The sequence below is a fragment of the Corynebacterium oculi genome (genome assembly GCF_001412105.1).
In the GTDB taxonomy this organism is placed as follows: Bacteria; Actinomycetota; Actinomycetes; order Mycobacteriales; family Mycobacteriaceae; genus Corynebacterium; species Corynebacterium oculi.
The window spans coordinates 296,195-315,492 of sequence record NZ_LKST01000002.1; the positions used below are offsets into that span (position 1 = coordinate 296,195).

The 19,298-nt window shown below is 64.2% G+C and carries 21 protein-coding genes; 7 read left to right on the forward strand and 14 right to left on the reverse strand.

What is annotated here, in order from left to right; translation table 11 throughout:
- Positions 1 to 4: 4 nt before the first annotated feature.
- Genes rpsC through rpsJ form a run of 8 tightly spaced genes read right to left on the reverse strand, consistent with a single transcriptional unit; the run spans position 5 to position 4,234 of the window.
- Positions 5 to 751 (reverse strand): 30S ribosomal protein S3, encoded by a 747-nt coding sequence (gene rpsC, locus Cocul_RS05365; RefSeq protein ID WP_018118341.1) that lies wholly within the window; start codon positions 749 to 751, stop codon positions 5 to 7.
- Complete coding sequence (gene rplV / locus Cocul_RS05370) at positions 751 to 1,113, reverse strand: 50S ribosomal protein L22 (RefSeq protein ID WP_055122269.1); 363 nt, start codon at positions 1,111 to 1,113, stop codon at positions 751 to 753. The genes rpsC and rplV overlap by 1 nt, the downstream gene beginning before the upstream one ends.
- A 3-nt stretch (positions 1,114 to 1,116) precedes the next feature.
- A complete protein-coding gene (gene rpsS, locus Cocul_RS05375; protein ID WP_018118339.1) occupies positions 1,117 to 1,395 on the reverse strand; it encodes a 30S ribosomal protein S19 in 279 nt (92 codons plus the stop codon).
- Between the two features lie 16 nt (positions 1,396 to 1,411).
- A complete protein-coding gene (gene rplB / locus Cocul_RS05380; protein WP_055122270.1) occupies positions 1,412 to 2,248 on the reverse strand; it encodes a 50S ribosomal protein L2 in 837 nt (278 codons plus the stop codon).
- A gap of 25 nt (positions 2,249 to 2,273) precedes the next feature.
- Positions 2,274 to 2,579: a 50S ribosomal protein L23 gene (gene rplW, locus Cocul_RS05385; protein WP_018118337.1), complete on the reverse strand. Its 306-nt coding sequence runs from the start codon at positions 2,577 to 2,579 to the stop codon at positions 2,274 to 2,276.
- On the reverse strand, positions 2,579 to 3,238 hold the full coding sequence (rplD, locus tag Cocul_RS05390; protein WP_055122271.1) for a 50S ribosomal protein L4: 660 nt from the start codon (positions 3,236 to 3,238) through the stop codon (positions 2,579 to 2,581). Before rplD ends, rplW begins: the two co-directional genes overlap by 1 nt.
- Positions 3,235 to 3,891 carry a 50S ribosomal protein L3 gene (gene rplC / locus Cocul_RS05395; RefSeq protein ID WP_055122272.1) on the reverse strand — a complete coding sequence of 219 codons (657 nt, stop codon included), beginning with the start codon at positions 3,889 to 3,891 and terminating at the stop codon, positions 3,235 to 3,237. The genes rplD and rplC overlap by 4 nt, the downstream gene beginning before the upstream one ends.
- A gap of 37 nt (positions 3,892 to 3,928) precedes the next feature.
- On the reverse strand, positions 3,929 to 4,234 hold the full coding sequence (gene rpsJ, locus Cocul_RS05400) for a 30S ribosomal protein S10 (RefSeq protein WP_018118334.1): 306 nt from the start codon (positions 4,232 to 4,234) through the stop codon (positions 3,929 to 3,931).
- Positions 4,235 to 4,958: 724 nt separating this feature from the next.
- Between rpsJ and Cocul_RS05405 the strand changes: the two genes are divergently transcribed.
- From Cocul_RS05405 to Cocul_RS05430, 6 genes are all read left to right on the forward strand, one after another.
- A complete protein-coding gene (locus Cocul_RS05405) occupies positions 4,959 to 5,459 on the forward strand; it encodes an Asp23/Gls24 family envelope stress response protein (RefSeq protein ID WP_082422185.1) in 501 nt (166 codons plus the stop codon).
- 195 nt (positions 5,460 to 5,654) lie between these two features.
- Entirely contained in the window at positions 5,655 to 5,993 is a 339-nt protein-coding gene (locus Cocul_RS05410; protein WP_055122273.1) for a hypothetical protein, read from the forward strand.
- 69 nt (positions 5,994 to 6,062) lie between these two features.
- Positions 6,063 to 6,260, forward strand: coding sequence for a hypothetical protein (locus Cocul_RS05415; RefSeq protein ID WP_055122274.1), 198 nt, complete (start codon positions 6,063 to 6,065; stop codon positions 6,258 to 6,260).
- Positions 6,257 to 6,916 (forward strand): Asp23/Gls24 family envelope stress response protein, encoded by a 660-nt coding sequence (locus tag Cocul_RS05420; RefSeq protein ID WP_055122275.1) that lies wholly within the window; start codon positions 6,257 to 6,259, stop codon positions 6,914 to 6,916. The genes Cocul_RS05415 and Cocul_RS05420 overlap by 4 nt, the downstream gene beginning before the upstream one ends.
- Positions 6,906 to 7,466, forward strand: a complete 561-nt coding sequence (locus Cocul_RS05425; protein WP_055122276.1) for a DUF6286 domain-containing protein — start codon at positions 6,906 to 6,908, stop codon at positions 7,464 to 7,466. Before Cocul_RS05420 ends, Cocul_RS05425 begins: the two co-directional genes overlap by 11 nt.
- Complete coding sequence (locus tag Cocul_RS05430; RefSeq protein ID WP_055122277.1) at positions 7,463 to 8,020, forward strand: Asp23/Gls24 family envelope stress response protein; 558 nt, start codon at positions 7,463 to 7,465, stop codon at positions 8,018 to 8,020. Before Cocul_RS05425 ends, Cocul_RS05430 begins: the two co-directional genes overlap by 4 nt.
- Before the next feature lie 5 nt (positions 8,021 to 8,025).
- On the opposite strand, the gene Cocul_RS05435 is transcribed toward Cocul_RS05430, so the two are convergent.
- From Cocul_RS05435 to rpsL, 5 genes are all read right to left on the reverse strand, one after another.
- On the reverse strand, positions 8,026 to 8,700 hold the full coding sequence (locus Cocul_RS05435; RefSeq protein WP_055122278.1) for a hypothetical protein: 675 nt from the start codon (positions 8,698 to 8,700) through the stop codon (positions 8,026 to 8,028).
- 87 nt (positions 8,701 to 8,787) lie between these two features.
- Positions 8,788 to 9,978 (reverse strand): elongation factor Tu, encoded by a 1,191-nt coding sequence (gene tuf / locus Cocul_RS05440; protein ID WP_055122279.1) that lies wholly within the window; start codon positions 9,976 to 9,978, stop codon positions 8,788 to 8,790.
- Between the two features lie 335 nt (positions 9,979 to 10,313).
- Positions 10,314 to 12,440: an elongation factor G gene (fusA, locus tag Cocul_RS05445; RefSeq protein WP_055122648.1), complete on the reverse strand. Its 2,127-nt coding sequence runs from the start codon at positions 12,438 to 12,440 to the stop codon at positions 10,314 to 10,316.
- A 325-nt stretch (positions 12,441 to 12,765) separates the two neighbouring features.
- A complete protein-coding gene (rpsG, locus tag Cocul_RS05450) occupies positions 12,766 to 13,233 on the reverse strand; it encodes a 30S ribosomal protein S7 (RefSeq protein WP_055122280.1) in 468 nt (155 codons plus the stop codon).
- Between the two features lie 6 nt (positions 13,234 to 13,239).
- The gene (gene rpsL, locus Cocul_RS05455) at positions 13,240 to 13,611 is read right to left on the reverse strand and encodes a 30S ribosomal protein S12 (protein WP_018118323.1); all 372 of its coding nucleotides are present in this window, start codon (positions 13,609 to 13,611) and stop codon (positions 13,240 to 13,242) included.
- 345 nt (positions 13,612 to 13,956) lie between these two features.
- On the opposite strand from rpsL, the gene Cocul_RS05460 reads away from it, so the two are divergent.
- Positions 13,957 to 15,165: a Fic family protein gene (locus tag Cocul_RS05460; RefSeq protein ID WP_055122281.1), complete on the forward strand. Its 1,209-nt coding sequence runs from the start codon at positions 13,957 to 13,959 to the stop codon at positions 15,163 to 15,165.
- Between the two features lie 82 nt (positions 15,166 to 15,247).
- Here the strand turns inward: Cocul_RS05460 and Cocul_RS05465 are convergent, their stop codons facing one another.
- Positions 15,248 to 19,249: a DNA-directed RNA polymerase subunit beta' gene (locus Cocul_RS05465; protein WP_055122282.1), complete on the reverse strand. Its 4,002-nt coding sequence runs from the start codon at positions 19,247 to 19,249 to the stop codon at positions 15,248 to 15,250.
- Between the last annotated feature and the right edge of the window lie 49 nt (positions 19,250 to 19,298).

Here is a 19,298-nt window from a genome sequence, read left to right on the forward strand (position 1 = left end):
GCGTTTAGCCCTCCTGCTTCTTCTCAGCGCGGTTCCGGCGCTGGCCACCGCGACGCGGACGGCCGGCGCGGTCACCACGGCCGCGACGCTCGGACGGTGCGTTGAGCTCGCTTTCGCGACGGCCACCGACCACGTCGCCCTTGTAAATCCAGACCTTCACGCCGATGCGGCCGAAGGTGGTGTGGGCCTCGTGAACGCCGTACTCGATCTCGGCGCGCAGGGTGTGCAGGGGCACGCGCCCCTCGTGGTAGCGCTCGGTGCGGGACATCTCGGCACCGCCGAGACGGCCGGAGCACTGCACCTTGATGCCCTTGACCTGCGGCTGACGCATGGCGGACTGGATCGCCTTGCGCATCGCGCGGCGGAACGCCACGCGGTTGGCAAGCTGATCCGCCACGTTCTGGGCCACCAGCTGAGCATTAGCGTCAACATTCTTGACCTCAAGAATGTTGAGAGCAACCTGCTTGCCGGTGAGCTTCTCCAGCGAACGACGAATCCGGTCAGCCTCGGAGCCACGGCGACCAATGACGATGCCGGGGCGAGCCGTGTGGATGTCCACGCGGACGCGGTCGCGGGTGCGCTCGATCACGACGTCGGCGATGCCGGCGCGCTCGATTCCCTTAGACAGGAACTCGCGGATCTTGATGTCCTCGGCGACGTAATCCTTGTACTGCTTGTCGGCGTACCAGTGGGACTTCCAATCGGAAGTGATTCCCAGCCGGAGGCCGTGGGGGTGAATCTTCTGGCCCACTACTTGGCCCCTTCCTTCTGGCTCTCGACAACCACGGTGATGTGGCTGGTGCGCTTGCGGATCTGGTAGGCGCGACCCTGGGCGCGCGGCTGGAAGCGGCGCATCGTGGGGCCCTCGTTGGCATAAGCCTCGGAGACCACGAGGGTGCGCGGGTCCAGCCCAAAGTTGTTCTCGGCGTTCGCGGCGGCCGAGGCAACCACCTTGGCCACCGGCTTGGCGGCGCCCTGCGGGGCGTACTTGAGAATGGCCAGGGCCTCGGACACGGACTTGCCGCGAACCAGGTCGATCACGCGGCGAGCCTTCATCGGGGTGACGCGAACGTAGCGCGCGGTGGCGCGTGCGGAGGTGATGGTCTCACTCATCGCTTATCGACGTCCCTTCTTATCGTCCTTGACGTGACCCTTAAAGGTCTTGGTGGGCGCGAACTCGCCCAGCTTGTGTCCAACCATGGAATCGTCGATGAACACCGGCACGTGCTTACGGCCGTCGTGGACGGCGAAGGTGTGGCCGATGAAGTCCGGCAAAATGGTGGACCGACGAGACCAGGTCTTGATGACCTGCTTGGTGCCCTTCTCATTCTGAGCGTCCACCTTGTTGAGGAGGTGCTCATCGACGAACGGGCCCTTTTTCAGGCTGCGTGGCATTGTGACTTACCTCCTCTTAGCGCTTCTTGTTGGACCGGCGACGACGCACGATCATGTTGTTGGAGTAACGGTTCGGGTTGCGGGTGCGGCCTTCCTTCTGGCCCCACGGCGACACCGGGTGACGGCCACCCGAGGTCTTACCTTCACCACCACCATGCGGGTGATCCACGGGGTTCATCACCACACCACGGACGGTCGGGCGCACGCCCTTCCAGCGCATACGGCCGGCCTTACCCCAGCGGATGTTGATCTGCTCGGCGTTGCCCACCTCGCCCACGGTGGCGCGGCAGCGGATGTCCACGCGGCGGATCTCGGAGGAGGGCATACGCAGCACCGCGTACTTGCCCTCCTTGCCGAGGAGCTGGATGGACGCACCCGCGGAGCGGGCGAGCTTGGCGCCGGCGCCGGGCTTAAGCTCCACGGCGTGAATGGTGGTACCGGTGGGGATGTTGCGCAGCGGCAGGTTGTTGCCCACCTTGATGTCCGAGTTCGGCCCGGCCTCCACCATCATGCCCTGCTTGAGGCCCTTGGGCGCCACGATGTAGCGCTTCTCGCCGTCGATGTAGTGCAGCAGAGCGATGTTGGCGGTGCGGTTGGGGTCATACTCGATGTGAGCAACCTTGGCCGCGATGCCGTCCTTGTCGTTGCGGCGGAAATCAATCACGCGGTAACGACGCTTGTGTCCACCGCCCTTGTGACGGGTAGTGATGTGGCCGTGTACGTTACGGCCGCCGGTCTTGTGCAGCGGGCGCAGCAGGCTCTTTTCCGGCTTCGAGCGAGTGATCTCCTCGAAGGTGGAAACGGAGCTGAAGCGGCGACCCGGAGTTGTCGGCTTGTACTTACGAATAGCCATAATGTGTCCTTACTTCTCGGCACCCTTAGGCGGCCGAACCGCCGAAGATGTCGATGGAGTCGCTGCCCTCGCGGAGGGTCACGTAGGCGCGCTTGGTGGCCTTGCGGCGACCGAAGCCCGTGCGGCTGCGCTTGCGCTTGCCCTCACGGTTCACGGTGTTCACCGAAGCAACCTTGACGCCGAAGATCTCCTCCACGGCTTGCTTGATGTGGGTCTTGTTGGCGTCCGTGGCCACAAAGAACGTGTAGGTGTTCTGTTCCATGAGGCCGTAGGACTTCTCGGAAACAACCGGCGCGAGGATGATGTCGCGCGGGTTTGCGATCTTAGCCATTAGTTCTCCTCCTTCTCCGCAGCAGCGTCGCTGGAGCGGTTGATGAAGCTGTGCAGAGCCTCCACGGAGAACACAACGTCATCGGAGTTGAGCACGTCGTAGGTGTTCAACTGCTCCGGGGTGAGGATATGAACGTTCGGCAGGTTATTGGCGCTGCGGCGTCCGTTCAGGTCCTCGCGGCCGATCACCAGCAGCACGTTCTTGCGCTCGGTCAGGCGCTCGATGAAGGCGCGGGCGGCCTTCGTCGAGGGCTGCTGGCCGGGCACGAGCTCCTCGATGACGTGGATACGCTCGTTCGAGGCGCGGTTGGTCAGGGCGCCGCGCAGGGCGGCGGCCTTCATCTTCTTGGGCGTGCGCTGCGAGTAGTCGCGCGGCTGCGGGCCGTGAACCACACCACCGCCGGTGAAGTGCGGCGCGCGGATCGAGCCCTGGCGGGCACGGCCGGTGCCCTTCTGGCGGAAAGGCTTCTTGCCGCCGCCGGAGACCATGCCGCGGGTCTTGGTGGCGTGGGTGCCCTGGCGCTTCGCGGCGAGCTGCGCGTTCACAACCTGGTGCATCAGCGCCACGGAGGCCTCGCGGTCAAAGATCTCTGCGGGGAGCTCCACCTGGCCGTTGGTCTTGCCGTCCGCGGTATGGACGTCCAACTTCAGAGTGCTCATGCGTGTGCACCGCCCTTCACTGCGGTCTTAACGGTGACGATGCCACCCCGGTTGCCCGGGATTGCGCCCTTGATGAGCAGCAGGTTGGCATCGGCGTCTACCTTCTGAATCTTCAGGTTCTGGGTGGTCACGCGATCAGAACCCATGCGGCCAGCCATGCGCTTGCCCTTGAACACGCGGCCGGGGGTAGCGGCACCGCCGATACCGCCGACGCGGCGGTGGGCGGCCTGGTTACCGTGCGCGGCACCCTGGCCGGCAAAGCCATGGCGCTTCATGCCGCCGGCAAAGCCCTTGCCCTTGGTGATGCCGGTGACGTCCACAAACTCGACGTCGTTGAAGATCTCCACGGTGACGTCCTGGCCCACCTCGTAACCGGAGACGTCGTCCATGCGAATCTCGGTCACGTGGCGGCGCGGCGTCACGCCGGCCTTCTTGTAATGTCCCGCCTGCGGCTTCTTGACCTTGCGGGGGTCAATCTCGCCGTAGGCGATCTGGATGGCGTTGTAGCCATCGGTCTCGATGGTGCGGATCTGGGTGACCACGCACGGCCCGGCCTCCACGACCGTCACCGGGACCACCCGGTTCTGATCGTCAAAGACCTGGGTCATGCCGAGCTTGGTGCCCAGAATGCCCTTGATCTCGTTTTCACTCATTAGTTCTTCTCCGCCAAAGTTTGTCGTCGATCGTCGATCACTGGATGTTCACATCGACGCTGGCCGGAAGGTCAATGCGCATGAGGGCATCAACCGTCTTGGGCGTCGGGTCGAGAATGTCGATCAGGCGCTTGTGCGTGCGCATCTCGAAGTGCTCGCGAGAATCCTTGTACTTGTGGGGAGAACGAATAACGGCGTACACGTTCTTTTCGGTGGGCAGCGGCACGGGGCCGATGACGCGCGCCCCGGTACGGGTCACGGTCTCGACGATCTTGCGTGCCGACGCGTCGATCGCCTCATGGTCATAGGCCTTGAGCCGAATGCGGATCTTTTGTCCCGCCACGCTTATCCTCTTCCTCGCTCGTCCCACGTTCACCGGATCGCTCCGGCGTAGAGGTGGGAATTAGCTTCCTGATGTTCTCTATAACGTTGTCCCGGGGCCGGAGCCAGCAGGTTCAACGCCAGTTCTTCACTTGACCACCATGACATCACCGGCGCTGCACGTTGCGGGGCCTTGTGACAGGCAAACGCACCGCAGCGCACCAGTTCATGCCGAACCGATCAAGCCTCAAGGAACCCCCACGCTTGCGCGAGGAGAGTGGCCCTTGCGTACTGCCGCTGTTTATTTGCCATGCCCCTTCTCCGGTTTCCATTCTCGGGAATGCCGCGCCTCAGCGGGCCGACCTACCCCGATCCTGGAGCCTTCCATGCGGCTTCACCCCTCACCGGGGAGGGCGCGGAACCCCAAACAAAGGTGTCATGTTCGCCTCACCAGCAGCGCGCTTTTCCAGTTCATCCCGGCCGCACCACGCTCCCCCGCGGGGGCGGACGAACCACAGATGGGCACGGAAAAACGACGCTGTGTTAAAGCAACCCAGCCATTAAAGCACGCCGGGCATTTTTATGCAAACCTCACATTTTTCCTCGCCCGAGCCCCTGACCAGGCATTCCGCATCATGTAGCCGAGCCGCTACATAGCAACCTGTGGCAAGGGCCCTAGCGCCTCCGGAAACGATCCGTATACTGGCGCCAGTACACGCCAAGCCATACCTAGAAGAAGGAGCATCATGGCTGATAAGAACGCAAATACGAACGTGAAGAACAACCAGAACAACCCCACCAAGAACACCTCCACCGAGGTGGCCCGCAACGACGCCCTCAGCACCGACCACGGCCGCACCGTGATTGAGGATCAGGTGGTGGGCAAGATCGCCGGCCTGGCCGCCCGCGAGGTCTCCGGCGTGCACGCCCTCGGCGGCGGCGGCGCCCGCATGCTGGGTTCCATCCGCGAGTCCTTCGGCGGCTCCGAGAACATCCAGCAGGGCGTGGATGTGGAGGTGGGCGAGAGCCAAGCCGCCGTGGACCTTTCCATCGTGGCCGAGTACGGCGTGGCCATTCACGAGCTGGCCGAAGCCATCCGCCGCAACATCATTCGCGCCATCGAGCGCATGACCGGCCTGGAGGTTACCGAGGTAAACGTCACCGTTACCGACGTCCACCTCGATCTCGATGATGACGAGGAGACCAAGGAGCAGCCCTCCGAGGATGCTCCCCGCCGCGTCCAGTAACCGCACCTTATCCACACGCCGGGCCCGGCCAGAAACCGGCCGAAAGCCAGCCGGGCCCGGCGGAGGCCTACTGCGCTCGATGCTTCCGGGCGGAGCGGCGTCGAAAAGCACAACCGAGGGCACCGCGCCCACCCCGCCGCTTCACGCAGGGCCGCATCAGCCCCACTCCACGATTCCGCACGTCAAGGAGGCCCCGTGCCCGTTACCGATCCCTTGTCTTATGAGGACGCCGAGCGGCTCGCCGCCGCGCTGCGCTCCGTTCCCGGCGTGGCCGACCTCCATGCCGGAGCCTTCGGGGAGGCGTCCCTGCTCTACCCCGGAAAGCGCGTGCGCGGCCTGAGGCTGCGCGAGGAGTCCCGCCTTGAGGTTCACCTAGTGGCCGATCTTGACGCTGCCTCGGATCTGCACCGCCTGGCTGAGGAGGTTCGATCCACGGCGCAGGCGGCCACGGGCTTCACCGTGGACGTCATCGTCGCGGACGCCGTATCCCCTGGAACCAGTGCAAAAACCAACGCAAAGGCCACGGAAGAGTAGTTTCGGCTCGCTCCCACCTCACCGAATGACCATCACGTTCTCACCGCTACTGAAATCGAGGAAGATTTCATGAAAAATATGACCATCATTGGCATCGCCTTTGGCCTTGCCGTAGCCCTCAGCACAGCCGTGGGTGGATTCGGCGGATTCCTCGCGGCGCTTCTTTTGGGTGCCATCGGCGGCGTCGTCGGCGCACAGATCGAGGGGCGCATTGACCTGCGCGCCCTCTGGGATAGCCTGACCTCCGGACGAGGTGGTAAGGGGTGAACAACCGCGGCCGCATTTTCATCACAGAGCGCGCTGTCTCACGCATCGTCGCGGCCGCCGCCCAATCCGTCCCCGGCACCACGCAGGTGGGCAAGACCCTCGACCGGATCGCGGCGCGCAGCTTTCCCCGTTATGACGTCCTCGTCGATGCCGATCGCGGGGTGGTCTCCATCGAGGCCTTCATCGCCGTGACCTGGCCCGCCCCGGTCACCCGCGTGGCCGAGGAGGTGCGCGCCACCATCACCGACTGGGTGACCGGCATGACGGGGCTGCGCGTGACCCACTGCAACATTCTGGTGGGCACCGTGGTCAAGGGCGAGCACCGCGTCACGGCAGAGCTTATCGACGCCTCCCCGGACCTCCCCGCCCTGCGGCCCGTGATGGTGCGAGAACAACACGTCGCCGCGCCCCGGGAGACCGAGGACGGCCCCAGCCGCATGGCGCTGACCCCCGTGACCGTGGCCTCCGAGGACACCAATCCTCCCCAAGTGGTCACCGCCCCGGAGCAGCCGCTCATTCCCATCACGGTAGCCTCGGAGGACCAGGAACCCCCCGAGGTGACCATCGCTCTACCGCGCCCGCTGACCCCCATCACGGTCACCCCGTGGCACCCGCTAAGCCCGGCGCAGGAGAAGGGAGAACCCCGTGTCCGATAATCAACGCCCTGGGTACGGCCAGGAGCCCAAGGCCTCCCCCGCCGCGCGATGGGTCTCCGTGCTTCTCGGCCTGGGCCTCATCGCCCTGGCCGGGGTCGCCGGCCGCGAACTCTGGTTGCATTACACCGAGGAGGAGCGGCAAAGCTGGATTCTTCCGCTGCTCGATGACCTCTCCCAGGGCACCTTCCAGCAGTGGATGATTCCCGCCTCCATCGTGGCCGTGATCGTGGGGCTCTTCCTGATCCTCATCGCCCTCAAGCCCCGGCGCCGCGATTACCTACCCGTGGATTCCCAGGTATCCCTGTGGGCGCGTCCCGTAGACCTGGCCCGCAATACCACGGCCACGGCCAAGCGCGTCCCCGGCATCACCTCCGCCTCCACCCAGGTGCGCGGTGGCACGGTACGCCTCCACGCAACGGCCACCACCGGAGACAGCACCGTGCAGCAGCGCGTGCACGACGATGTCCACAGTAACCTCGATCCCCTGGTGGGTAACTCCATGACCGTGAAGATCAGCTTTGATAACTCCGCCGGAGGTGAGCAGAAATGAGCCGCGCGCTCTCCGCTATTGATAGGACCCTTCTGATCCTCCTTGGCCTGCTCAGCCTCGCCGGAGGCCTCTGGGGCATCGCCGCCTGGCTAGAGTTCGAGCCCACCCAGCAATGGATCGAGCGTATCGACGCCTCCGTGCTCGCCGATGCTCAGGAATCCCCCTGGTTCCTCGTGGCGCTGTGGGCCACCATGATCCTCGGCATCATCCTGGGCCTGTGGTGGATCGCCGCAAACCTGCGCCGCCGTGGCTTCAACCGGCAGCGCTCCCAGGCCTCCAGCACTCAGGGCTCCATCGACATCAGCCTCACGCGCATGGCCTCCGCCGTGGGCGAGGCCCTCGAAGAGGTACCCGGCGTCACCCGCGTGCGCCACAAGGCCACCGTGGATCGCTCCCGACCCACTATCGCCTGGACTATCCGAGGCGAGGCCACCACGAACCTCGTGGAACTGCGCTCCGCAATCGAGCAAAACGAGGACGATCTCCGCGCCGCCCTCCCCGGCATAGACGTGGACAGCGTGTACAAGATCAACCTCGCCCCCGTATCCCACTAGGGGAATCAGGCCAGCGGGAGCACCGCGCTCACCACGCCCAGTTCCCGCTCTCCTCCCCCACCACGGGGAATCACTACCAGGCCGGTGCCCACCGCACCGGCCTTAATCCTTTCCCAGCGCAGCGTGGAATGCACCACGCTGCGCCTTTCCTTGGCGTACACCTCCACGCTGTGCCCAACCACCACCAGAGCGCCGCTATCTAGCCGACAGGCATACGCCGTATCCTCCATGCGGTCGCGGCGCAGCCCGCTCAGGTCGCGTCGATTTTCCCGCACCGCGTCCATCCCCCGGATCACTCCCAGGCGGTGATCCATCCCCTCCGCATCGCGGAGCACCAGGGGTGCTCCCACCCGAGCCCGCACCACCTCGCCCAGGGTCCACCAGGACGGCTGGCGGGAACGATCTGGGTGGCGCACCACCACCGCACTATCCCCAGGGTGAATGGTCACCAGGTGCTCCGGCTGCGTGGTATAGACCAGAACCGGCTCCTCTTCCACCTTCAGGGGGTGTTCCCGCAGGATCTGGCGCAGCGCCTCGGCCACCTGTTCATCGGTGGCGCCCCACCCGATGCCGCGATTTTCCAGGATCCCCCACAACTCGGAGAGCGCCAGATCCGGCTGTGCCTCCCACGCATCTCGCAGCAGGTTGAGCAGCGGTGCGATTCTGGTGGGGTCTTGCATGGGGTCACCTCTTTTTCATGGAACGAAGAAAAGGGCCGCTTCCCCTTGACAGGGAAGCGGCCCTCATGCGCGCTTAAGGCTCAAGTGTCACTTGATCACCTTGGTCACGCGGCCGGCGCCCACGGTGCGGGAACCCTCGCGGATAGCGAAGCGCAGGCCCTCGTCCATGGCGACGGGCTGGATCAGCTCGACGCGCATGTCCACGTTGTCGCCCGGCATAACCATCTCGGTGCCCTCGGGGAGGTGCACAACGCCGGTCACGTCGGTGGTGCGGAAGTAGAACTGCGGACGGTAGTTGTCGAAGAACGGGGTGTGGCGGCCACCCTCGTCCTTGGACAGCACGTACACGGAGCCCTCGAACTCGGTGTGCGGGGTGTAGGCACCCGGAGCGATCACAACCTGGCCGCGCTCCACGTCCTCGCGCTTGATGCCGCGGAGGAGCAGACCACAGTTGTCGCCAGCCTCGGTGTAGTCCATCATCTTGCGGAACATCTCGATGCCCGTGACGGTGGTGTGGGTGGACTTCTCCTTGATGCCGATGATGTCGACATCCTCGTTCAGGTTGAGCTTACCGCGCTCCACGCGGCCGGTCACCACGGTGCCACGGCCGGTGATGGTGAAGATGTCCTCGATCGGCATCAGGAACGGCTTGTCGGTCTCGCGCTCCGGATCCGGGATGGAGTCATCGCAGGCCTGCATGAGATCCACGATGGACTGGGTCCACTTGTCATCGCCCTCAAGAGCCTTCAGGGCGGAGATGTGGACAATGGGGGCCTCCTCGTCGAACTCCTGCTCGGCGAGCAGCTCGCGGATCTCCATCTCCACGAGCTCGATGATCTCCTCGTCATCCACCATGTCGCACTTGTTCAGCGCCACGAGGATGTAGGGCACGCCCACCTGGCGAGCGAGCAGAACGTGCTCGCGGGTCTGCGGCATAGGGCCGTCGGTGGCGGCGACCACGAGGATAGCGCCGTCCATCTGGGCAGCGCCGGTAATCATGTTCTTGATGTAGTCAGCGTGACCCGGGGCGTCAACGTGAGCGTAGTGACGCTTCGGGGTGGAGTACTCAACGTGGGAGATGTTGATCGTAATGCCACGCTCCTTCTCCTCCGGCGCCTTGTCAATGGCGTCGAAAGCGAAGGCGGTGTTCTCATCGGGGTACTGGTCAGCCAGCACCTTGGTGATGGCGGCCGTGGTGGTGGTCTTACCGTGATCCACGTGACCGATGGTACCGATGTTGACGTGCGGCTTTGTACGCTCGAACTTCGCCTTTGCCACTGTATGTCCTCCTGGACTTCATGGTGGCTACGACTCTCGCAGCCACGTAATTAACGGGAGCCACGCCTGCGCAAACAAACCCGCGCAGGGCAGCTTTTACACAACGTGCCAGTTACTTGATCCTAGATTTATCCGCACGGAATATCAAGCCAGATTCCCGTGCGCATCACTCCCAGGATGCGCCTCAGGGTGCCGTAACGGCCACCTGCCCACCCGCCCGAGGCGGATGCACAGGGGGCCGCTGCGGCCCCGGGCCCCTCGCCGACGGCACGCGATCTAGCAAGGGGGCAACGGTGATGCTGTACCCGAGAGCACCTCACCACCGGAGCACAGGCTTACTTGGTGCCGTTGCGCTCCTCGATGATCTTCTGGGCGACGCTGGAGGGCACCTCGCCATAAGAATCAAAGACCATGGAGAAGTTCGCGCGGCCAGCGGTGCTGGAGCGCAGATCACCAATGTAGCCGAACATCTCGGACAGCGGCACCTTGGCCTTCACTACCTTGGCGCCGGAGCGATCCTCCATCGCATATACCTGGCCACGGCGGGAGCTAATATCGCCATTGACCGTGCCCATGTACTCCTCGGGCGTGGTCACCTCCACCGCCATGAGCGGCTCCAGCAGCACCGGCTTGGCCTTGGCCACGCCCTCCTTGAGCGCCTGAGAACCGGCGATCTTGAAGGCCATTTCGGAGGAGTCCACCTCGTGGTAGGCACCGTCGAGCAGGGTAGCCTTGACGTTCACCAGCGGGAAGCCCGCCAGGTAACCGTACTGCATGGCGTCCTGCACGCCCGCGTCCACAGAGGGGATGTACTCCTTGGGCACGCGGCCGCCGGTAACGGCGTTCTCGAACTTGTAGGTCGCGGACTCGCCCTCTTCCAGCTCGTCCTCGGCGGGAGCGTAGGGCTCGAAGGCCATGATGACCTTGGCGAACTGGCCGGAACCACCCGTCTGCTTCTTGTGGGTGTATTCCAGCTTCTCCACGGCCTTGCGGATGGTCTCGCGGTACGCCACCTGCGGGGCACCCACGTTGGCCTCCACCTTGAACTCGCGCTTCATGCGATCCACGAACACGTCCAGGTGCAGCTCGCCCATGCCGCCGATCACGGTCTGGCCGGACTCCTCGTCCAGCTCCACGGTGAAGGTGGGATCCTCCTCCGAGAGCTTCTGGATGGCCACACCCAGCTTCTCCTGATCGGACTTGGTCTTGGGCTCGATGGACACCTTGATCACCGGATCCGGGAAGTCCATGGACTCCAGGATGATCGGATCGCTCTGGGAGCAGAGGGTGTCACCCGTGGTGGTGTCCTTCAAGCCAATCACGGCGTAGATGTTACCGGCGTGGGCAAAGTCCACCGGGTTTTCCTTGTTGGCGTGCATCTGGAAGAGCTTGCCCAGACGCTCCTTCTTACCCTTGGTGGAATTGAGCACCTGCTCGCCCGGCTCCATGGTGCCGGAGTACACGCGCACGAAGGTAAGGCGACCAAAGAACGGGTGGGAGGCGATCTTGAAGGCCAGGGCGGACAGCGGGGAATCGTCGGAGGGCTTGCGGGTCAGCTCCACGGACTCGTCGCCCACCTGGTGGCCGTGCACCTCTCCCACGTCCAGGGGCGTGGGCAGGTAGTCCACCACGGCGTCGAGAAGCGGCTGCACGCCCTTGTTGCGGTAGGCGGTGCCGCAGAACACCGGGTAGACCTCGGAGTTCACGGTCATCTTGCGGATGGCCGCCTTGATCTCCTCAACGGTCAGCTCCTCGCCGCCGAAGTACTTCTCCATGAGGGCCTCGTCGGACTCCGCCACGGCCTCCAGCAGCTTCTCGCGGTACTCCTCGGCCTTCTCCTGAAGGTCGGCGGGGATCTCCTGGTACTCCGGCTCGGCGCCCACCTCAACCTTGCCCGGCCACACGATGGCGCGCATGTTGATGAGGTCCACCACGCCTTCGAAGTCATCCTCCGCGCCGATGGGCAGCTGCATCACCAAGGGCTTCGCGCCCAGGCGATCCACGATGGTACCCACGGTGTAGTAGAAGTCCGCACCGAGCTTGTCCATCTTGTTCACGAAGCAGATGCGCGGGACGTCGTACTTGGTGGCCTGGCGCCACACCTGCTCGGACTGGGGCTCCACGCCCTCCTTGCCGTCGAACACGGCCACGGCGCCGTCGAGCACGCGCAGGGAGCGCTCCACCTCCACGGTGAAGTCCACGTGGCCCGGCGTATCAATGATGTTGACCTGGTGGCCCTCCCAGAAGCAGGTCACGGCGGCGGAGGTAATGGTGATGCCGCGTTCCTTCTCCTGCTCCATCCAGTCGGTGGTGGAGGCGCCGTCGTGCGTCTCGCCCACCTTGCGGTTAATACCGGTGTAGAAAAGGATGCGCTCGGTGGTGGTGGTCTTACCGGCATCAATGTGCGCCATGATGCCGATGTTGCGGACCTTCTTGAGATCCTTAAGCACTTCTTGTGCCACAGTCATACCCCAACTTCAACGTTGTGGACGGCCCCGCGCCGCTCCCCTGTTCCAGGGCAGCACGGCACGGGGGCGTGCCGGGTGGATAATTCTCGTTCAATTGTGCCATTCTTTGCCGCCGCAGGCATGGCGCAGCACGGCGCCATGCTCTCCCGCTTATCGACGGCCCCCGCGCGCAGGTAGCGCGCGCACGAAAACGGCCCTCACGGCAAGGCTTGTCCCCGGGCGGGCGCGCCGCCTCGCACAACGCGGGCGGGCACGGGGCACCGCAGGGACAATCTCACGGAAAGGGCCGTCCTCATATTCCTGGCAACGCTCGCTAGGACTACCAGCGGTAGTGAGCGAAGGCGCGGTTGGCCTCGGCCATCTTGTGCGTATCCTCGCGGCGCTTCACGGAAGCGCCCAGGCCGTTAGAGGCGTCCAGGATCTCATTGGCCAGGCGATCCATCATGGTGTGCTCGCGGCGCTGACGGGTGAAGGTCACCAACCAGCGCAGGGCCAGGGTGTTGGAGCGGCCCGGCTTGACCTCCACCGGCACCTGGTAGGTGGCGCCACCCACGCGGCGGGAACGAACCTCCAGGTCGGGGCGGATGTTGCCCAGGGCCTTCTCCAGGGTGCCCACGGGATCGGTGCCGGTCTTATCGCGGCACTTCTCCAGCGCGCCGTACACGATGCGCTGGGCGGTGGACTTCTTACCATCAAGGAGAACCTTGTTCACCAGCTGGGTGACCAGCTCGGAATCGTAAACCGGATCCTTGATAATTTCGCGCTTCGGTGCTCGGGACTTACGCATGGTGCTTTACTTCTCCTTCTTCGCGCCGTAACGGGAACGAGCCTGCTTACGATCCTTCACACCCTGGGTATCGAGGGCACCGCGAATGATCTTGTAGCGCACACCCGGGAGGTCCTTCACACGACCACCACGCACGAGCACCATGGAGTGCTCCTGGAGGTTGTGGCCCTCGCCCGGAATGTAAGCGGAAACCTCAATGCCGGAGGTCAGGCGCACACGGGCAACCTTACGCAGAGCCGAGTTCGGCTTCTTCGGGGTGGTGGTGTACACACGGGTGCACACGCCACGGCGCTGGGGCGAACCCTTCAGCGCAGCGGTGGCCACCTTGGTGGACTTGGAGTGGCGGCCCTTGCGGACCAGCTGCTGAATAGTGGGCATAAACCATCCTCTGTTGAACTGAACAGTCATGTGGCAAACATGCAAAAAAAGGGGCTCTTCTCCGGGGCCCTGCCGCATGTTCACCGCCGACCCACGGTGGTTGCCGATCATGCTTAGCGACGCCCAGGGGTCAGGGGAATTGTCCCGCGCGAGGCGGGAGACGAGGTTAAGGGTACAGGTTCATTGGGGGCCAAGGCAAATGCAGCCAGCCCTTGCACCCGCATGGGATCCCCCAATCTGACACATCACCCCTATATGTCCGGTTATACTCTGCCCACGCCCTCCTTATCCGACATATCTGGGTGATATGTCGGATAAGGGATTGCCCTCTCCCAAGGAGTCCTCATGACCTATCGCAGCCTCAAGACTGAGTTCCATGCGAACGGTCCCCACGCTGCTACCAAACTCTTAGAGCAGCGACGCCACTCAGACTCCACTCTCCATTGGCCATTTCACGTAGGAGATGAACAACTCTTCTGTGTCTTAAGCCTTGACGTCCACGCCTACACCGAGAAGATTCTGAACACCGAACGCACCATCGCCCTCCAGTGGAACGAACTCAACGGTGCCGCACAGCACCATTATTTGCGTTCGCTCATCGTCGAGGAGGTAATGGCAACAAACGCCATTGAGCAAATACACTCCACCCGCAAGGAACTCACTGCGGCGTTGAACGCTGCGGAGTCAACCGACCCCACCACAACGCGCTTCCGAGAAGCAGTGCGGCTCTACCTTGACACCCTCTCCAAGGACGTCACCTTACCCCAAACCCCGGAGGAAATACGGGCCCTCTACGACCGCCTCATGCTCGACGAGATTTCCAAAGAGGATCACCCGGACGGCAGTCTGTTCCGTGCCAATCGCGTGTACGTCAGTAACGGCACCAAAGAAGTCCACCGAGGCGTGCACCCGGAGTCCGCAATCATCGAGGGGCTTGGGGCCATGCTGCACAGCATGAATGACCATGAATCACCGGCTCCATTGGTGAGTACTCTGATGTGCCACTTCATGTTCGAGTACCTCCACCCCTTTTATGACGGCAACGGTCGCCTGGGCCGCTACCTCCTCGGCTTATGTCTTACCCAGGTGCTCTCCGCCCCCACCGCGCTCTCCCTGTCCCGCACTCTGAGTCGAAATAAGGAGGTGTATTACAAGGCGTTTCTTGAGACAGAAAATCCCCTCAATCACGCGGACGGCACGATCTTCGCCTGCCGTTTGCTCCATCTCGTACACACAGCACAGCGCAACCTCAGCGCGGAGATAAGCGAAAGAAAACAGTCCCTCGACACCCTGTGGAGTTCCGTGGAGCAACTCAGCAATCGGTTTGAGGAACAAGAGATGGCCATCCTCTTTGTTCTGGGGCAGGCTCACCTCTTTAATTCCGAGAGCGGAATACTCCATCGAACCGTGGTGGAGTACGTCCCCACCGGGGATCGACAAACACGCCGCTGGACAACCCGGCTCCAGGAGCGTGGCCTCGTAGAACTACGTGGCGAACGTCCCCTGCGCTACGGTCTCACGGCCGAGAGTCGAAACCTGCTCGGATTGGAATAGCGCCCCTACAGCCCAAAAGCCAAAGGCCCGCCCCTCCCTTCTCGGGAGGAAGCGGGCCTCAAGCCGCCGGGGACTCTAGATCCTACAACTCAAACGCCTCTTCCAGCGGCACGGAGGCGCCGGTGAACTCACCGAAGCCGTCGTCGCCGTAGATTGCCTCCCCGTAGGTGGGGATCGCGTAGGCGGCGTTGCGGGCCTCCTCGGTGGGCGTGACCGTGATGTTGCGGTAGCGCGAGATACCCGTGCCGGCCGGGATCAACTTACCGATGATCACGTTCTCCTTCAGACCGATGAGCTTGTCGGAGCGCTTGTTGATCGCGGCGTCGGTCAGCACGCGGGTGGTCTCCTGGAAGGAGGCCGCCGAGAGCCAGGACTCCGTGGCCAGCGAGGCCTTGGTGATACCCATGATCTCACTGCGCAGCTCGGCGGGGCTACCACCGGCGGCGAGGGCCTCGGCGTTGGCGGCCTTGGCCTCGGAGAGATCCACGAGGGTACCGGGCAGGAACTCGGTGGAGCCGGAGTCGATCACGGTGCCGCGGCGCAGCATCTGGCGAATGATGATCTCGATGTGCTTATCGTGGATCGCCACTCCCTGCGTGCGGTACACGGCCTGCACCTCGTCGATGAGGTGCTTCTCCACGCCACGTCGGCCAAGCACCTCCAGCACGTCGTGCGGATCGGCGGGGCCGCGCAGCAGGCGCTCGCCCACCTCCACGTGATCGCCCTCGCGCAGGGCGCGCTCGATCATGGCGTCCGGGTTGGACTCCATGGGGCGGCGCACCTGGGCCAGGCCCTGGCGCTTGGAGAGCTTCTCATACACCACGTTATCGCTGCCGTCGTCCGGCGTGATGGTGAGCGTGTAGAAGTTGCCCTCGTCCTCCAGGTGAATGGTACCCGCCACCGACGCGATGGGCGCGCGGTTCTTGGGCACGCGGGCCTCAAAGAGTTCCTGCACGCGCGGCAGGCCGCCGGTGATGTCGCCACCCACACCACCCTGGTGGAAGGTACGCATGGTGAGCTGGGTGCCGGGCTCGCCGATGGACTGGGCGGCCACGATGCCCACGGCCTCGCCGATGTCCACCAGGTGACCGGAGGCCATGGACTTGCCGTAGCACTTGGCGCACACGCCGGTGGGGGTCTGGCAGGTCATCACGGAGCGCACCTTGACCCACTCCACACCTGCGGAGACCAGCCCGGCCACGGTGGCCTCGGTCAGATCGGCACCGGCTTCCAGCAGCACCTCGCCCTCGGCGTTCTTGACGTCGGTGGCCAGCACGCGGCCCGCCACGGAGGTCTCCACGAACTCGTGAGCGCGGTAGCCCGTCTCGGTGCCGGGAGCGGCCAACGCCACGGGAACCCGCACGCCCTGACGGGTGCCGCAATCTTCCTCGCGCACGATGACGTCCTGGGCCACGTCCACCAGGCGGCGGGTGAGGTAACCGGAGTCGGCGGTGCGCAGGGCGGTATCGGCCAGGCCCTTGCGGGAGCCGTGGGAGTTGTTGAAGTACTCCAGCACGGAGAGTCCCTCGCGGAAGGAGGTCTTGATCGGGCGGGTGATGTAATCGCCCTTGGAGTTCACCACCATGCCCTTCATGCCGGCCAGCGTCCAGATCTGGCGCATGTTACCGGCGGCACCAGACTTCACGATCATGGGGATCGGGTTATCGTCCGGGTAGAGGTTCTCCACGGCCTCGCCCACCTCGTTGGTGGCGGCCTGCCACAGTTCCACCAGGCGGTCGTAGCGCTCGCGCTCGGTCAAGGCACCCTGCTGCCAGTACTTGCGCTCGATCTGACGGGCCTCGTCCTCGTAGCGCTCCAAGATGTCCGTCTTGTTGGGCAACACCAGCACGTCGGACATGGAGATGGTCACGCCGGAGCGGGTGGCCCAGTAGAAGCCGGCGTCCTTCATCTTGTCCATGGTCTGCGCCACGGTAATCATGGGGTACTTGGCGGCGAGGTCGTTAATCACATCGCCCAGCAGGATCTTGCCGGAGCCGCCGCCCTTGCGCACCATCACGCCCTCCAGGTAGGGGTAATCCCACGGCAGGAGTTCGTTGAACATGATGCGGCCCAGGGTGGTATCCGCCAGCCATTCCTGGCCGCGCTCCCAGCCCTCGGGGAACTGCTCGGTCTCTACGTCCTCCGGGGGGCGCAGGTGCGAGATGCGCACCTTGATCGGGGCCTGGAGGCCCAGCACGCCGCGGTCGCGGGCCATGATCGCCTCCGCCATGGAGGTGTACTCACCCTCGGCGGGGCGCTCCTCGGTGGCCGGGGTGTAGCGCCCCTGGCCGCCGATCTCATCCTCACGCTTGTCCATGGTGAGGAAGTACAGGCCGGTCACCATGTCCAGGCGCGGCATGGCCAGCGGCTTGCCGGAGGCCGGGGAGAGGATGTTATTCGAGGCGAGCATGAGCACGCGGGCCTCGGCCTGCGCCTCGGCGGAAAGCGGCAGGTGCACGGCCATCTGGTCGCCGTCGAAGTCGGCGTTGAAGGCCTCACACGCCAGCGGGTGCAGCTGGATGGCCTTGCCCTCCACGAGCTTGGGCTCGAAGGCCTGGATACCCAGGCGGTGCAGGGTGGGGGCGCGGTTGAGCATCACCGGGTGCTCGGCGATGGCCTCTTCCAGCACGTCCCACACCTCGGGGCGCTGGCGCTCCACCATGCGCTTGGCGCTCTTGATGTTCTGCGCGTAATCGTGCTCCACCAGGCGCTTCATCACGAAGGGCTTGAACAGCTCCAGCGCCATGAGCTTGGGCAGGCCGCACTCGTGCAGCTTGAGCTGGGGGCCAACGATAATCACGGAACGGCCGGAGTAGTCGACGCGCTTGCCCAGGAGGTTCTGGCGGAAGCGGCCCTGCTTGCCCTTGAGCAGGTCGGAGAGGGACTTCAGCGGGCGGTTGCCCGGGCCGGTGACGGGGCGACCGCGACGGCCGTTGTCGAACAGCGCGTCCACGGACTCCTGCAACATGCGCTTCTCATTGTTCACGATGATCTCGGGCGCACCCAGATCAATCATGCGCTTGAGGCGGTTGTTGCGGTTAATCACGCGGCGGTAGAGATCGTTGAGATCCGAGGTGGCAAAGCGGCCGCCGTCGAGCTGCACCATCGGACGCAGCTCCGGGGGGATCACCGGAATGGCGTCCAGCACCATGCCGGCGGGGTCGTTGCCGGAGCGCTGGAAGGCCGCCACGACCTTCAGGCGCTTCAGGGCGCGCATCTTCTTCTGGCCCTTGCCGTTGTTGATGATTTCGCGCAGATCCTCGGCCTCGGCGTCCAGGTCAAAGTTGCGGATCAGCGTCTGAATCGCCTCGGCGCCCATGCCGCCGGTGAAGTAATCCTCGTAGCGGTCCACCAGCTCGGAGTAGATGGTCTCGTCGATGATCATCTGCTTCGGGGCGAGCTTGATGAAGGTCTGCCAGATCTCCTCCAGGCGCTCCACCTCGCGCTCGGCGCGCTCGCGGATGTGCTGCATCTCCTTGTTGGCGGCGTTCTGCACCTTGCGGCGGGCGTCGGCCTTGGCACCGGCGACCTCCAGCTCGGCGAGGTCCTCTTCTAGCTTCTGGGCGCGCTCGGCGATGTCGGACTCGGCGTCAGCCTCCACGTCCTTCTTTTCCAGCAGCATCTCCGCTTCCAGGGTGGACTGATCGGCGTGGCGCGCCTCCTCGTCCACCGAGGTGATGATGTTCGCCGCGAAGTAGATGATGCGCTCAAGATCCTTGGGCGCGAGATCCAGCAGGTACCCCAGGCGGGAAGGAACGCCCTTGAAGTACCAGATGTGGGTGACAGGTGCGGCGAGCTCGATGTGGCCCATGCGCTCGCGGCGCACCTTGGACTTGGTCACCTCCACGCCACAGCGCTCGCAGATGATGCCCTTGTAGCGCACGCGCTTGTACTTGCCGCAGGCGCACTCCCAGTCACGGGTGGGGCCAAAGATGCGCTCGCAGAACAGGCCGTCCTTCTCCGGCTTGAGGGTACGGTAGTTAATGGTCTCCGGCTTCTTAACCTCGCCCTTAGACCAACGACGGATGTCGTCAGCAGTGGCCAGGCCAATGCGAAGCTCGTCGAAGAGGTTTACGTCGAACACGTAACTCCCTTTCCCCTCCCCCATCGGGAGGGATTGAAATGGCGGATAA